The sequence below is a fragment of the Streptomyces sp. NPDC085932 genome (genome assembly GCF_044540525.1).
Lineage (GTDB): Bacteria > Actinomycetota > Actinomycetes > Streptomycetales > Streptomycetaceae > Streptomyces > Streptomyces levis.
The window spans coordinates 1,344,892-1,358,548 of record NZ_JBITSJ010000002.1; the positions used below are offsets into that span (position 1 = coordinate 1,344,892).

11 protein-coding genes are annotated in these 13,657 nt (G+C 70.4%); 6 read left to right on the forward strand and 5 right to left on the reverse strand.

Annotated elements, in window-relative coordinates:
- The first annotated feature begins 33 nt into the window (after positions 1 to 33).
- The 4 genes from ACIGAQ_RS15185 to ACIGAQ_RS15200 are packed head-to-tail and all read left to right on the forward strand — an operon-like array spanning position 34 to position 5,220.
- Positions 34 to 1,653, forward strand: coding sequence for a glycoside hydrolase family 13 protein (locus ACIGAQ_RS15185; RefSeq protein WP_311683631.1), 1,620 nt, complete (start codon positions 34 to 36; stop codon positions 1,651 to 1,653).
- 37 nt (positions 1,654 to 1,690) lie between these two features.
- Positions 1,691 to 3,016 carry an ABC transporter substrate-binding protein gene (locus tag ACIGAQ_RS15190; RefSeq protein WP_399782816.1) on the forward strand — a complete coding sequence of 442 codons (1,326 nt, stop codon included), beginning with the start codon at positions 1,691 to 1,693 and terminating at the stop codon, positions 3,014 to 3,016.
- A gap of 6 nt (positions 3,017 to 3,022) precedes the next feature.
- Positions 3,023 to 4,384, forward strand: a complete 1,362-nt coding sequence (locus ACIGAQ_RS15195) for a sugar ABC transporter permease (protein WP_311683635.1) — start codon at positions 3,023 to 3,025, stop codon at positions 4,382 to 4,384.
- Positions 4,381 to 5,220, forward strand: coding sequence for a carbohydrate ABC transporter permease (locus ACIGAQ_RS15200; protein ID WP_311683637.1), 840 nt, complete (start codon positions 4,381 to 4,383; stop codon positions 5,218 to 5,220). Before ACIGAQ_RS15195 ends, ACIGAQ_RS15200 begins: the two co-directional genes overlap by 4 nt.
- Before the next feature lie 65 nt (positions 5,221 to 5,285).
- On the opposite strand, the gene pgl is transcribed toward ACIGAQ_RS15200, so the two are convergent.
- Genes pgl through tkt form a run of 5 tightly spaced genes read right to left on the reverse strand, consistent with a single transcriptional unit; the run spans position 5,286 to position 11,915 of the window.
- Positions 5,286 to 6,071 carry a 6-phosphogluconolactonase gene (gene pgl / locus ACIGAQ_RS15205; RefSeq protein WP_311683639.1) on the reverse strand — a complete coding sequence of 262 codons (786 nt, stop codon included), beginning with the start codon at positions 6,069 to 6,071 and terminating at the stop codon, positions 5,286 to 5,288.
- Positions 6,068 to 7,150, reverse strand: coding sequence for a glucose-6-phosphate dehydrogenase assembly protein OpcA (opcA, locus tag ACIGAQ_RS15210; protein WP_311683641.1), 1,083 nt, complete (start codon positions 7,148 to 7,150; stop codon positions 6,068 to 6,070). The genes pgl and opcA overlap by 4 nt, the downstream gene beginning before the upstream one ends.
- Complete coding sequence (gene zwf / locus ACIGAQ_RS15215) at positions 7,147 to 8,670, reverse strand: glucose-6-phosphate dehydrogenase (RefSeq protein WP_311683643.1); 1,524 nt, start codon at positions 8,668 to 8,670, stop codon at positions 7,147 to 7,149. The genes opcA and zwf overlap by 4 nt, the downstream gene beginning before the upstream one ends.
- 4 nt (positions 8,671 to 8,674) lie before the next feature.
- On the reverse strand, positions 8,675 to 9,793 hold the full coding sequence (tal, locus tag ACIGAQ_RS15220) for a transaldolase (RefSeq protein WP_311683645.1): 1,119 nt from the start codon (positions 9,791 to 9,793) through the stop codon (positions 8,675 to 8,677).
- Between the two features lie 34 nt (positions 9,794 to 9,827).
- Entirely contained in the window at positions 9,828 to 11,915 is a 2,088-nt protein-coding gene (tkt, locus tag ACIGAQ_RS15225; protein ID WP_399782823.1) for a transketolase, read from the reverse strand.
- Positions 11,916 to 12,262: 347 nt separating this feature from the next.
- Here tkt and ACIGAQ_RS15230 point away from each other — a divergent pair, with 347 nt between their 5' ends.
- Positions 12,263 to 13,216, forward strand: a complete 954-nt coding sequence (locus tag ACIGAQ_RS15230) for a heme o synthase (RefSeq protein ID WP_311683649.1) — start codon at positions 12,263 to 12,265, stop codon at positions 13,214 to 13,216.
- A 67-nt stretch (positions 13,217 to 13,283) separates the two neighbouring features.
- Entirely contained in the window at positions 13,284 to 13,616 is a 333-nt protein-coding gene (locus ACIGAQ_RS15235) for a hypothetical protein (protein WP_399782826.1), read from the forward strand.
- The last annotated feature ends 41 nt before the right edge of the window (positions 13,617 to 13,657 follow it).

The window sequence follows — 13,657 nt, forward strand, 5'->3', positions numbered from 1 at the left end:
CACCTCTCTGACGCCGCTACCTAACATGCATGCATGCTGAGTAAGTACCACTGGTGGCGGGACGCGGTCATCTACCAGGTCTACGTCCGCAGCTTCCTCGACAGCACCGGCGACGGCATCGGCGATCTCGCCGGGGTCCGGGCCGGGCTCCCGTACCTGAAGAAGCTCGGCGTCGACGGGATCTGGCTGAGCCCCTTCTATCCCTCGCCGCAGCACGACCACGGCTACGACGTGGCCGACTACTGCGACGTCGACCCGCTCTTCGGCGACCTCGGCGAGTTCGACCTGCTGATGGGCTCCGCGCGACGGCTCGGCATCAAGGTGCTGCTCGACATCGTCCCGAACCACTGCTCCAGCGAGCACCCCTGGTTCCGTGAGGCGCTCGCCGCCCCGCCCGGCAGCCCGGCCCGGGCCCGCTTCCACTTCGCCGACGGCCGCGGCCCCGACGGGTCCGAGCCGCCCAACAACTGGCACTCCATGTTCGGCGGCCCCGCCTGGACCCGGATCACCGAGCCCGACGGCCGGCCCGGCCAGTGGTACCTGCACATGTTCGCGCCCGAGCAGCCCGACTGGAACTGGCGCAACCCCGAGATCGCGGCCGAGTTCGAGCGGATCCTGCGCTTCTGGCTCGACCGGGGCATCGACGGCTTCCGCATCGACGTCGCCGCCGGCCTCTTCAAGCACCCGGAGCTGCCCGACTCCGACGACCCGGAGGCCGATGCCCGCACCCGCGACTCGGTCAACCCCCTCGCCTGGAACCAGCCCGAGGTCCACGACGTGTGGCGCCGCTGGCGCTCCATATGCGAGGAGTACACCGAGCGCGACGGCGGCGAACGCCTCCTCGTCGGCGAGGTCTCCGTGCCCACCGCCCGCGAACACGCCCAGTACGTGCGCCCCGACGAACTGCACCAGGCCTTCTTCTTCGACCTGCTCAGCGCGCCCTGGGACCCGGACGCCTTCCGCAAGGTCATCTCCGAGGCCATGCAGGACATCGCCGGCACCGGCTCCACGGTCACCTGGGTCCTCAACAACCACGACCAGGTCCGCACCGTCACCCGCTACGGCGAACCCGCCACCGAGGGCAGCGGACTCGGCGCCGCCCGGGCCCGCGCCGCCGCCCTGCTGATGCTGGCGCTGCCCGGCGCCGCCTACATCTACCAGGGCGAGGAGCTCGGTCTGCCCGAGGTCGTCGACCTGCCCGACGACGTGCTCACCGACCCGATCTTCCGCCGTACCGGAAGCAGGGCCCGCATCCGCGACGGCTGCCGGGTGCCGCTGCCCTGGTCGGGTCAGGCCTCGCCGTTCGGCTTCACGCCCGGCGCGGAGAGCGCCAAGCCGTGGCTGCCGCAGCCCGAGTACTTCGCCGAGTACGCCACCGACCGCGCCCTCGCCGACACCCGTTCCTTCTGGCACCTGTACCGCGACGGCCTGCAACTGCGCGCCGCCCTGCCGCAGCTGGGGGAGGGCACCCTGCGCTGGCTGGACGCCCCGCCCGGCGTCCTCGCCTTCGAGCGCGGCGACCTGGTGTGCGCCGTCAACTTCGGCACCGCCCCCACCCCGGCGCCGGTCCCCGGCTCCCCCCTGCTCGCCAGCGGCCCCTGCCCGCCCGGAGTCCTCTCCGGCTCGACGGCCGCCTGGTGGATCCGTTCCTGACCGCCCCGCAAGTCAACTCCCCGAAGGGACATCAACGATGATGCGACGACGTACCACCCTGCTCACCGGCTGCACCGCGCTCGTCCTGGCACTCGGCGCGACCGCCTGCGGCGGCGGCCCCGTCGCGGCCAGCGGCGGCGACAAGGCCCTCGACGGCCAGACCGTCACCGTGGCCGGCGTCTGGTCCGGCACCGAGCAGAAGAACTTCCAGAAGGTGCTGGACGCCTTCACCGAGAAGACCGGCGCCAAGACGCAGTTCACGTCCACCGGCGACAACGTCTCCACCGTGGTCGGCAGCAAGATCGAGGGCGGCAACGCCCCCGACGTCGTGATGGTCCCGCAGGTCGGCGTCCTCAAGCAGTTCGCGCAGAAGGGCTGGCTCAAGCCCCTGTCGAAGAAGACCGAGCAGGCCGTCGACGCCGGCTACGCGCCGGTGTGGAAGAACTACGGCAGCGTCGACGGCAAGCTGTACGGCCTGTACTTCAAGGCCGCCCACAAGTCGACCGTCTGGTACAGCCCCGACGCCCTCGCCCAGGCCGGCGTGAAGCCCCCGAAGACCTACGACGAGATGCTCGAGGCCGGGCAGACCGTCTCCGACTCCGGGCTCGCCGCGTTCTCCGTCGCCGGTCAGGACGGCTGGACGCTCACCGACTGGTTCGAGAACATCTACCTCTCCCAGGCCGGACCCGAGAAGTACGACGCCCTCGCCGCCCACGAGCTGAAGTGGACCGACTCCTCCGTCGTCGACGCCCTCACCACCCTCGGCAAGCTCTTCAAGGACAAGCAGCTCATCGCGGGTGGCCAGAAGGGCGCCCTGAACACCGACTTCCCCGGCTCGGTGGAGAAGGTGTTCGGACCCGAGCCCGAGGCGGGCATGGTCTACGAGGGCGACTTCGTCGCCGGTGTCGCCAAGGACCAGTTCGGCAAGAAGGTCGGCGAGGACGCGAACTTCTTCCCCTTCCCGGCCGTCGGCGGGGGTGAGGCCCCGGTCGTCAGCGGCGGTGACGCCGCCGTCGTCCTGAAGGACGGCAAGAACCAGAAGGCCGCCCAGGCCCTCCTGGAGTACCTGGCCACCCCGGAGGCCTCCGCCGTGTGGGCCGAGGCCGGCGGCTTCCTGTCCCCGAACAAGAAGCTCGACCTCGCCTCCTACGGCGACGACGTCACCCGCGCCACCGCCAAGTCCCTGGTCGACGCCGGTGACTCGGTCCGCTTCGACATGTCCGACCAGGCCCCGGCGGCCTTCGGCGGCACCAAGGGAACCGGCGAGTGGAAACTGCTCCAGGACTTCCTGCGCGACCCCTCCGACCCGAAGGGCACCGCGGCGAAGCTGGAGGCCGCGGCGGCCAAGGCGTACCAGGACTGATACGCCATGACAGCCACCCTCGTGAAAGAGACGAGCCCGCCGGCCCCGCCCGGCCCGGTCGCCGAACGCACCCGGCGGCTGCGGCGGCGCGGCAAGATCGTCGCCCTGCTGTTCGTCTTCCCGGCGCTGCTGCTGCTCGGCGCGCTCGTCGTCTACCCCGTGCTGTTCAGTGTCGGCCGGAGCTTCTTCGACGCCTCCGGGACGACCTTCGTCGGCGGTGAGAACTACACCGAGATGTTCCGCGACCCGGCGACCCTCAAGGCCGTGCGCAACACGGCCATCTGGGTCGTCGTCGCCCCGGCCCTGCTCACCGGACTCGGCCTGATCCTGGCCGTCCTGGTGGAGAAGGTCCGCTGGGCCACCGCCTTCAAACTGCTCCTCTTCATGCCGATGGCGGTCTCCTTCCTCGCCGCCGGCATCATCTTCCGCCTCGCCTACGACGAGGACCCCGACAAGGGCGTGCTCAACGCCGCGGTCGTCTCGGTCCACGACGCCTTCAAGGGCGAGTCCTCCTACCCGACGGCCCGGGCGCGTGACGGGCAGGGGCTGACGAAGGAGAAGGACGGCTCGTACCGCAGTGCGGCCGCCGCGCCCGGGGACGCGCTGACGCTGGGCCTGGTCGGCGTACAGCCCGCCGACCTGCCCGGCGACGCCCGGCCCGCCTCACCGGCGGCGGAGCGGAGGGCCGCAGCGGACGAACTGCGCGGTGTCGTCTACCTGGACTTCACCCCCGGCGGGGGAGGGGAGCAGGGCAAGGTCGACGCGCGGGAGAGCGGACTGCCCGGGATGAAGGTCGAGGCGGTCCGCGACGGCGAGGCGGTCGCCACCACGACGACCGCCGCCGACGGCTCCTTCCGCTTCCAGGGCCTGGAGTCGGGCTCCTACGCGGTGAAGCTGCCGGCGTCCAACTTCGCCCCGCCCTACGAGGGCGTCTCCTGGCTTGGCCCGGCGCTGGTCACCCCGGCGATCATCGGGGCCTACCTGTGGATCTGGACCGGCTTCGCGATGGTCCTCATCGGTGCGGGCCTGTCCACGCTGCCCCGGGACGCGCTGGAGGCGGCGCGGATGGACGGCGCCAACGAGTGGCAGATCTTCCGCCGCATCACGGTGCCGCTGCTGGCCCCGGTCCTCACGGTCGTCTTCGTCACCCTCGTCATCAACGTGATGAAGGTCTTCGACCTCGTCTACATCATCGCGCCCGGGCCCGTGCAGGAGGACGCGACCGTCCTCGCCACGCAGATGTGGCTGGTGTCGTTCGGCGGCGGCAACAACCAGGGCCTCGGCAGCGCGCTCGGAGTGCTGCTCCTGCTGCTGGTCGTCCCGGCCATGGTGTTCAACGTCCGCCGTTTCCGAAGGAGTCAGCGATGAACGCGGTGCGGCGCTCCCTGGGCAACGGAGTCGTCCAGGCCTTCCTCGTGCTGGTGGGGCTGGTGTGGATGACCCCGCTGGCCGGGCTGTTCCTGTCCTCCCTGCGATCCGCCGAGGACACGGCCAAGGGCGGCTGGTGGACGGTGCTCTCCAGCCCCGGCCAGCTGTCCTTCGACAACTACTCGGCGCTGCTGCAGAACGCCGGCATCACCCAGGCGTTCTGGAACACGGTGCTCATCTCGGTGCCGACGACGGTGCTGGTCGTGGTCGTGGCGGCGCTCGCCGGGTACGCCTTCGCGTGGCTGGACTTCCCGGGACGGGAGACGATCTTCCTGGTCGTGGTCGCGCTGCTGGTGGTGCCCGTGCAGATCGGCCTGCTCCCGGTCGCCAAACTCTTCGGGCAGCTCGGCCTGTTCGGCACCATCCCCGGAGTCGTGCTCTTCCACGTCGCCTACGGCCTCCCGTTCGCGGTGTTCCTCCTGCGCAACTACTTCGCCGAGATGCCGAAGGAGATGCTGGAGGCCGCCCGCATGGACGGCGGCACCGAGTGGCGCATCTTCACCCGCCTGGTCCTGCCCGTGGGACGCCCGGCGATCGCCTCCCTGGCCATCTTCCAGTTCCTGTGGGTCTGGAACGACATGCTGGTGGCGCTGCTGTTCGCGGACAGCAGCGCACAGCCGCTGACGGTGGAACTGCAGTCCCAGATACGCCAGTTCGGCAGCAACATCGACGTCCTGGCACCGGGGGCGTTCCTGTCCCTGATCGTCCCGGTCGTGGTGTTCTTCGCGTTCCAGAAGCACTTCGTGCAGGGCGTGATGGCAGGGTCGGTCAAGTAGCCGGATCCTTGTGCTCCTTCGCCCACCCGCCACGGCCCCGAGGCCGCCGGCGGGTGGGCGAAGTCCTATGCCGAAGCCGGGGGATACAGGGACCGCGGCAGTTGCGAAGCCGCCGCCGCGTCCAGCAGCCACAGCGTGCGGCTGCGGCCGTACGCCCCGGCCGCCGGGGCCTGGATCTCGCCCGCGCCCGACAGGGCGATCGCCGCCGCCCGGGCCTTGTCCTCACCGGCCGCGAGGAGCCACACCTCGCGGGCCGCGCGGATCGCCGGCAGCGTCAGCGTCACCCGCGTCGGCGGCGGCTTGGGCGCGCCGTGCACGCCGACCACCGTGCGGTCGGTCTCCCGGACCGCCGGCAGCTCCGGGAACAGCGAGGCGACGTGCGTGTCCGGGCCGACGCCCAGCATCAGCACGTCGAAGGCGGGGACGGGCCCGTGGTTCTCCGGGCCGGCCGCGGCCGCCAGCTCCTCCGCGTACGCGGCCGCGGCCGCCTCCACGTCGTCGCCGTGCGGGCCGTCCGACGCGGGCATCGCGTGCACCCGCTTCGGGTCCAGCGGCACCGCGTCGAGCAGTGCCTCCCGCGCCTGCGTGACATTGCGGTCCGGGTCGCCCTCCGGCAGGAAGCGCTCGTCGCCCCACCACAGGTCCAGCCGGGACCAGTCGACCGCGTCCCGCGCCGGCGCCGCCGCCAGCGCGGCCAGCAGGCCGTTGCCGTTGCGGCCGCCGGTCAGGACCACGGACGCCGCGCCCCGGGAGGCCTGCGCGTCCACGATCCTGGTGATCAGCCGGGCCGCCGCGGCCTGCGCCATCAGCTCCTTGTCCCGGTGGACGACCAGCTGCGGTGCCGTACTCACTTGACCTCCGCCTTCCGGGCCGGTTCCGGAGCGGGCGGCTCCTGCTTCACCGGTGCCTGCGCCGTCGCCTGCGCAGCGGGAGCTTTCGCAGCCGCCTCGACGGGAGCGGGGAGGGCGAGTCGGGCCCGCCCGTCACTTTTGGGCACCGGCCCCGAGGACTTCAGCCGGTCCACCCCGTACCGCAGGGCCGAGGCGTAGGTGTCGTCCGGGTCCAGCCGCCGCAGCTCCTCCGCGATCAGCTCGGCCGTGTCGCGGCGCTTGAGCGCCACCGCACGGTCGGGCTGGCCCTCGATGGAGAGCGTCGCCAGGGAGCCGTCGGCGCGGTCCAGGTGGATCGGGCCGCAGTCGGTGTCCATGCGGACCGCCGTCAGACCCGGGCCGCTCGACAGGGAGCGCTTCACGGGGACGTCCAGCCGGTCCGCGAGCCACATCGCCAGCAGCTCGCAGCTCGGGTTGAACTCCTCGCCCTCCACCTCGACGGCACTGACCTCGCAGGCGACCTGGTCGAGGGCCGCCGCCAGCATGGAACGCCAGGGCGTGATGCGGGTCCAGGACAGGTCCGTGTCACCGGGGGTGTAGGTCCCCGACCGGGTGGCCAGGTCCCGCACCGGCTGCTCGGAGGCGTACGTGTCGGTGACGCGGCGCTGGGCCAGGGCCCCCAGGGGGTCCTTCGCCGGGTCGAGCGGCGCGTTCACCGGCCACCACACCACCACCGGGGCGTCCGGCAGCAGCAGCGGCAGCACCACCGACTGGGCGTGGTCGACGACCTCGCCGTACAGCCGCAGCACCACCGTCTCGCCGGTACCCGCGTCCGCGCCGACCCGGACCTCCGCGTCCAGGCGGGACTGCGTACGGTCGCGGGGCGAGCGGGAGACGCGCTTGATGACCACCAGCGTGCGCGAGGGGTGCTCGCGCGAGGCGTCGCTCGCGGCCTTCAGCGCGTCGTAGGCGTTCTCCTCGTCCGTCACGATGACCAGCGTGAGCACCATGCCGACCGCCGGGGTGCCGATCGCCCGGCGGCCCTGCACCAGCGCCTTGTTGATCTTGCTGGCCGTGGTGTCGGTCAGGTCTATCTTCATGGCCGGCGCCAGCTCCGTCCGTGTCGCTCGAGCATTTCGTCCGCCTCGACGGGCCCCCAGGTACCGGCCGGGTACTGGGCGGGCTTGCCGTTGGTGTCCCAGTACTCCTCGATCGGGTCGAGGATCTTCCAGGACAGCTCGACCTCCTCGGTGCGCGGGAAGAGGTTCGAGTCGCCGAGCAGGACGTCCAGGATGAGCCGCTCGTACGCCTCAGGACTGGACTCCGTGAAGGACTCGCCGTACGCGAAGTCCATCGACACGTCCCGGATCTCCATCGACGTGCCCGGCACCTTCGAGCCGAAGCGGACCGTCACACCCTCGTCCGGCTGGACGCGGATGACGATCGCGTTGGAGCCGAGCTCCTCGGTGGCGGTCGTGTCGAAGGGGGAGTGCGGGGCCCGCTGGAAGACGACCGCGATCTCCGTCACCCGGCGGCCCAGCCGCTTGCCGGTGCGCAGGTAGAAGGGGACGCCCGCCCAGCGGCGGTTGTCGATCTCCAGCTTCACGGCGGCGTAGGTGTCGGTCTTGGAGGAGGCGTCGATGCCGTCCTCCTCCAGGTAGCCGCGCACCTTCGTGCCGCCCTGCCAGCCGGCCGCGTACTGCGCGCGCACGGTGTCACGGCCCAGGTCCTGCGGCAGCCGCACGGCCCCGAGCACCTTGGTCTTCTCCGCCGCCAGCGCGTCGGCGTCGAAGGACGCCGGCTCCTCCATGGCCGTCAGGGCCATCAGCTGGAGCAGGTGGTTCTGGATGACGTCGCGGGCGGCGCCGATGCCGTCGTAGTAGCCGGCGCGGCCGCCGATGCCGATGTCCTCGGCCATGGTGATCTGCACGTGGTCCACGAAGGACCGGTTCCAGATCGGCTCGAACATCGTGTTGGCGAAGCGCAGCGCCAGGATGTTCTGGACGGTCTCCTTGCCCAGGTAGTGGTCGATGCGGAAGACCTGCTCCGGGGCGAAGACCTCGTGGACGACCTTGTTGAGCTCCTCGGCCGACTTCAGGTTGTGCCCGAACGGCTTCTCGATCACCGCGCGCCGCCAGGAACCGCCGGTCTGGTCCGCCAGCCCGTGCTTCTTCAGCTGCTGGATGACCACCGGGAAGGACTTCGGCGGCACCGAGAGGTAGAAGGCGAAGTTGCCGCCCGTGCCCTGCGCCTTGTCCAGTTCCTCGATCGTGGAGCGCAGCCGCTCGAACGCGTCGTCGTCGTCGAACGTGCCCTGCACGAAGCGCATGCCCTGGATGAGCTGCTGCCAGACCTCCTCGCGGAAGGGCGTGCGGGCGTGCTCCTTGACCGCGTCGTGCACCTCCTGCGCGAAGTCCTCGTGCGCCCACTCGCGGCGGGCGAAGCCCACCAGCGAGAAGCCCGGCGGCAGCAGACCCCGGTTGGCGAGGTCGTAGACGGCGGGCATCAGCTTCTTGCGGGAGAGGTCGCCCGTGACGCCGAAGATGACCAGGCCCGACGGCCCCGCGATGCGCGGGAGCCGTCGGTCCGCGGGGTCACGCAGCGGATTGCTGCTCGACACCTGTTCAGCCCTCCGAGGGGGCGAGGCGCTTCAGCTCGGCCTCGGTCGACTTCAGCAGGTCGTTCCAGGAGTCCTCGAACTTCTCGACGCCCTCCTTCTCCAGCAGCTGCACGACCTCGTCGTACTTGATCCCCAGCCGCTCGACGGCGTCGAGGTCGGCCCGGGCCTGCTCGTACGTGCCGGCGACGGTGTCGCCCGTGATCTCGCCGTGGTCCTCGGTGGCGAACAGGGTCGCCTCCGGCATGGTGTTCACGGTGTTCGGCGCGACCAGCTCGGTGACGTACATGGTGTCGCTGTACGCCTTGTCCTTGACGCCGGTCGACGCCCACAGCGGACGCTGCTTGTTGGCGCCCGCCTTCTCCAGCGCGTTCCAGCGGTCCGAGGAGAAGACCTCCTCGTACGCCTGGTAGGCCAGCCGGGCGTTGGCGACGGCGGCCTTGCCGCGCAGCGCCTTGGCCTCGTCGGTGCCCAGCGCGTCGATCCGCTTGTCGATCTCGGTGTCCACGCGGGACACGAAGAACGAGGCCACGGAGTGGATCTGCGACAGGTCCAGGCCGCGCTCCTTGGCCTTCTCCAGGCCGGTCAGGAACGCGTCCATCACCTTGCGGTAGCGCTCCAGCGAGAAGATCAGCGTGACGTTGACGCTGATGCCCAGGCCGATGGTCTCGGCGATGGCCGGGATGCCCGCCTCGGTCGCCGGGATCTTGATGAGGGTGTTGGGGCGGTCCACCAGCCAGGCGAGCTGCTTGGCCTCGGCGACCGTGGCCCGCGTGTTGTGCGCCAGGCGGGGGTCGACCTCGATCGAGACGCGGCCGTCCTTGCCGCCGGTGGCGTCGAAGACGGGGCGCAGCACGTCGGCGGCGTCGCGGACGTCCGCCGTGGTGATCATGCGGATGGCCTCTTCGACGGTGACCTCACGGGCGGCCAGGTCGGTCAGCTGCGTGTCGTAGCCGTCGCCCTGCGAGATCGCCTTCTGGAAGATCGACGGGTTGGTGGTGACGCCCACGACGTGCTGCTGGTCGATCAGCTCGGCGAGGTTGCCGGACGTGATCCGCTTGCGCGACAGGTCGTCCAGCCAGATCGCCACGCCTTCCTCGGAGAGGCGCTTGAGTGCGTCTGTCATGGAAATTCCATCTCCTACGTGTCGTATATGAGCGTCAGCGCTGGGCTGCGGCGATCGATTCCCGGGCGGCGGCGGCCACGTTCTCGGCAGTGAAGCCGAACTCCCGGAAGAGCACCTTGCCGTCGGCCGAAGCACCGAAGTGCTCCAGGGAAACGATGCGGCCGGCGTCCCCGACGTACTTGTGCCAGGTGAGACCGATCCCGGCCTCCACCGCGACACGCGCCTTGACGGACGGCGGCAGGACGCTGTCCCGGTACCCCTGGTCCTGCTGCTCGAACCACTCCACGGACGGCATCGACACCACGCGCGTGGGCACGCCGGCGCCCTGGAGCTGCTCGCGCGCCTCGACGGCGACGTGCACCTCCGAGCCGGTGGCGATCAGGATCACCTCGGCGTCGCCGCCCTCGGCCTCGAACAGGACGTAGCCGCCCTTGGCCGCGTCGTCGTTGGGCTCGTAGGTCGGCACGCCCTGCCGGGTCAGCGTCAGGCCGTGCGGCTGGCCCTTGCCGAACTCCTTCGTCCAGCGGCGCAGGATCTCGCGCCAGGCGATGGCCGTCTCGTTGGCGTCGGCCGGGCGCACGACGTTCAGGCCCGGGATGGCGCGCAGCGAGGCGAGGTGCTCCACCGGCTGGTGCGTCGGGCCGTCCTCACCGAGACCGATGGAGTCGTGCGTCCACACGTACGTCACGGGCAGGTGCATCAGTGCCGACAGCCGCACCGCGTTGCGCATGTAGTCGGAGAACACCAGGAAGGTGCCGCCGTAGATGCGGGTGTTGCCGTGCAGCGCGATGCCGTTCATCTCGGCGGCCATCGCGTGCTCGCGGATACCGAAGTGGATCGTGCGGCCGTACGGGTCCGCCTCCGGCAGCGGGTTGTCCGCCGGGAGGAAGGAGCTGGTCTTGTCGATCGTGGTGTTGTTCGAACCGGCCAGGTCGGCCGAGCCGCCCCACAGCTCCGGGACGACCCCGCCGAGCGCCTGGAGGACCTTGCCGGAGGCGGCACGCGTGGCCACGCCCTTGCCGACCTCGAAGACCGGGATCTTCTCCTCCCAGCCCTTGGGCAGCTCACCCTTGGCGATCCGGTCGTACTCGGCGGCGCGCTCGGGGTTGTTGTCGCGCCACTGCTGGTACGCCTTCTCCCACACCGCGCGGGCCGCCTGGCCCCGCTCCAGGGCCTTGCGGGTGTGCGTGATGACCTCCTCGGAGACCTCGAAGGTCTGCTCCGGGTCGAAGCCCAGGACGCGCTTGGTGGCGGCGACCTCGTCGTCGCCGAGCGCCGAGCCGTGCGCGGCCTCGGTGTTCTGCGCGTTCGGGGCCGGCCAGGCGATGATCGAGCGCATCGCGATGAACGACGGCCGGTCCGTGACGGCCTTGGCCTTCTGGATCGCCTGGTAGATCGCGGCCGGGTCCAGGTCGCCGTTCTCCTGCGGCTCGACGCGCTGCACGTGCCAGCCGTAGGCCTCGTACCGCTTGACGGTGTCCTCGGAGACGGCCGTCTCGGTGTCGCCCTCGATCGAGATGTGGTTGTCGTCCCACAGCAGGATCAGGTTGCCGAGCTTCTGGTGGCCGGCCAGCGAGGACGCCTCGGCGGAGATGCCCTCCTGGAGGCAGCCGTCACCGGCGATGCAGTAGATGAAGTGGTCGAAGGGCGACTCGCCCTCCGGGGCCTCCGGGTCGAACAGGCCGCGCTCGTAGCGGGCGGCCATCGCCATGCCCACCGCGTTGGCGACGCCCTGGCCGAGCGGGCCGGTCGTCGTCTCCACACCGGTCGTGTGCCCGTACTCCGGGTGGCCGGGGGTCTTCGAGCCCCAGGTGCGGAAGGACTTCAGATCGTCCAGCTCCAGGCCGAAGCCGGCCAGGTAGAGCTGGGTGTAGAGGGTCAGGGACGAGTGGCCGGCGGACAGCACGAAGCGGTCCCGCCCGACCCAGTCGGCGTCCGCCGGGTCGTGCCGCATCACCTTCTGGAAGAGGGTGTAGGCGGCAGGCGCCAGGCTCATCGCCGTGCCGGGATGGCCGTTACCGACCTTCTGTACGGCATCGGCGGCCAGGACACGCGCGGTGTCGACGGCCCGCTGGTCCAACTCGGTCCACTCGAGGTCTGTGGTGGTCGGCTTGATGCTCACCCTGGGTCAGGGCTCCTCTCCACATGTCGGATGCCGGTGTCTCGGGGCGCCCACCGGCCGCAGCCGAGCCTACCCCCGTGGGACGTGCGTTTTTCCGAGTCACTCCAGAGTGCAGGGACTCATCCCGATCCGCCTCCTGACTGGGCCGTACCGCATTCGACAGGTGAATACGGAGCCGCTCATCCGGGTGCTCAATCGAGCTTCCGGCCGCCCGTCGGAAGCCGCCCGCCAACACGAGGCGACCCCCGCGAATGTCCGAGTCTGGGCAACGTCTAAAGTGGCGTGGTACGCGCGAGCCTTTACCGGGACTTCACACGGCTGAGGCTTGCTGGGATGTCTCTGTAGGGGTGTGCGTGACGGCCGTTGAATCCCGTCCAGCGGGTCTGCTCGGGACGGACCAGAGCCCGGCCCACCGGCCGTTCGGGGCCCGTGTGATGGCCTTCGTGGCTCTCACCAAGCCGCGGATCATCGAGCTGCTGCTGATCACCACGGTGCCGGTGATGTTCCTGGCGCAGCAGGGCGTGCCCGACCTGACGCTGGTGCTGCTGACGTGTGTCGGCGGGTACATGTCCGCGGGCGGCGCCAACGCCCTCAACATGTACATCGACCGCGACATCGACGCGCTGATGGACCGCACCTCGCAGCGCCCGCTGGTCACCGGCATGGTCAGCCCGCGCGAGTGCCTCGCCTTCGGCATCACCCTGGCGATCACGTCCACCCTGCTGTTCGGCCTCACCGTGAACTGGCTGAGCGCCTGGCTCTCCCTCGGCGCGCTGCTGTTCTACGTGGTCGTCTACACGATGATCCTCAAGCGCCGTACCTCGCAGAACATCGTCTGGGGCGGTATCGCCGGCTGCCTGCCGGTGCTGATCGGCTGGTCCTCGGTCACGAACTCGATGTCCTGGGCGCCGATCATCCTGTTCCTCGTCATGTTCTTCTGGACGCCGCCGCACTACTGGCCGCTGTCCATGAAGGTCAAGGAGGACTACGCGCGCGTGGGCGTGCCGATGCTTCCGGTGGTCGCCTCCAACAAGGTCGTCGCCAAGCAGATCGTGATCTACAGCTGGGTCATGGTGGGTGTATCGCTGCTGCTCACGCCGCTGGGCTACACCGGCTGGTTCTACACGGCGGTCGCCCTGCTGGCGGGCGGCTTCTGGCTCTGGGAGGCGCACGGCCTGCAGAACCGCGCGAAGGCCGAGGTGACGGGCGCGAAGCTGAAGGAGATGCGCCTGTTCCACTGGTCGATCACCTACGTGTCGCTGCTGTTCGTGGCCGTCGCGGTCGACCCGTTCCTGCGCTGACGCGACCGACGTACGTCACACCGCCCTGCCCTCGCGAGTGGATCTACTCGTGAGTAGCATCCTGGTCATGGCAGACACGCAGCAGGTTGACCCGAAGGCCGAGCGCAAGGTCGCCCGGCTCGCCAAGCAGATCAGCTCCTTCTCCAAGAGCCACGGCGGCGCCGAGGGCCAGATCGCGCACCTCGGCCAGCGCGGCGCCCGCATCGTCCTGGTCGGCGAGGACGGCAACTGGGGCGACCTGGTCGCCCCCTCCTTCGAGATCGCCGAGAAGGCGGTGGACAAGGCGGGCATCACCCGCCACGAGTCCTTCGACGGGGAGTTCGCCGCGAAGGTGAAGACGGGCCGCTACGAGTGGTCCCGCATGGCCGGTATCCAGGTGGGCGGCCCCACGAACGACTGACCGGCTTCCGGGGGCGCGGGGAACCGCGCGAGCAACCCCCT

What these genes read in the sequence shown, in the direction of transcription:
- ACIGAQ_RS15185 (WP_311683631.1), top strand. Translation starts at nt 34, where the DNA reads ATGCTGAGTAAGTACCACTGGTGGCGGGACGCGGTCATCTACCAGGTC.
- ACIGAQ_RS15190 (WP_399782816.1), top strand. Translation starts at nt 1,691, where the DNA reads ATGATGCGACGACGTACCACCCTGCTCACCGGCTGCACCGCGCTCGTC.
- ACIGAQ_RS15195 (WP_311683635.1), top strand. Translation starts at nt 3,023, where the DNA reads ATGACAGCCACCCTCGTGAAAGAGACGAGCCCGCCGGCCCCGCCCGGC.
- ACIGAQ_RS15200 (WP_311683637.1), top strand. Translation starts at nt 4,381, where the DNA reads ATGAACGCGGTGCGGCGCTCCCTGGGCAACGGAGTCGTCCAGGCCTTC.
- opcA (WP_311683641.1), bottom strand. Translation starts at nt 7,150, where the DNA reads ATGAAGATAGACCTGACCGACACCACGGCCAGCAAGATCAACAAGGCG.
- tal (WP_311683645.1), bottom strand. Translation starts at nt 9,793, where the DNA reads ATGACAGACGCACTCAAGCGCCTCTCCGAGGAAGGCGTGGCGATCTGG.
- ACIGAQ_RS15235 (WP_399782826.1), top strand. Translation starts at nt 13,284, where the DNA reads ATGGCAGACACGCAGCAGGTTGACCCGAAGGCCGAGCGCAAGGTCGCC.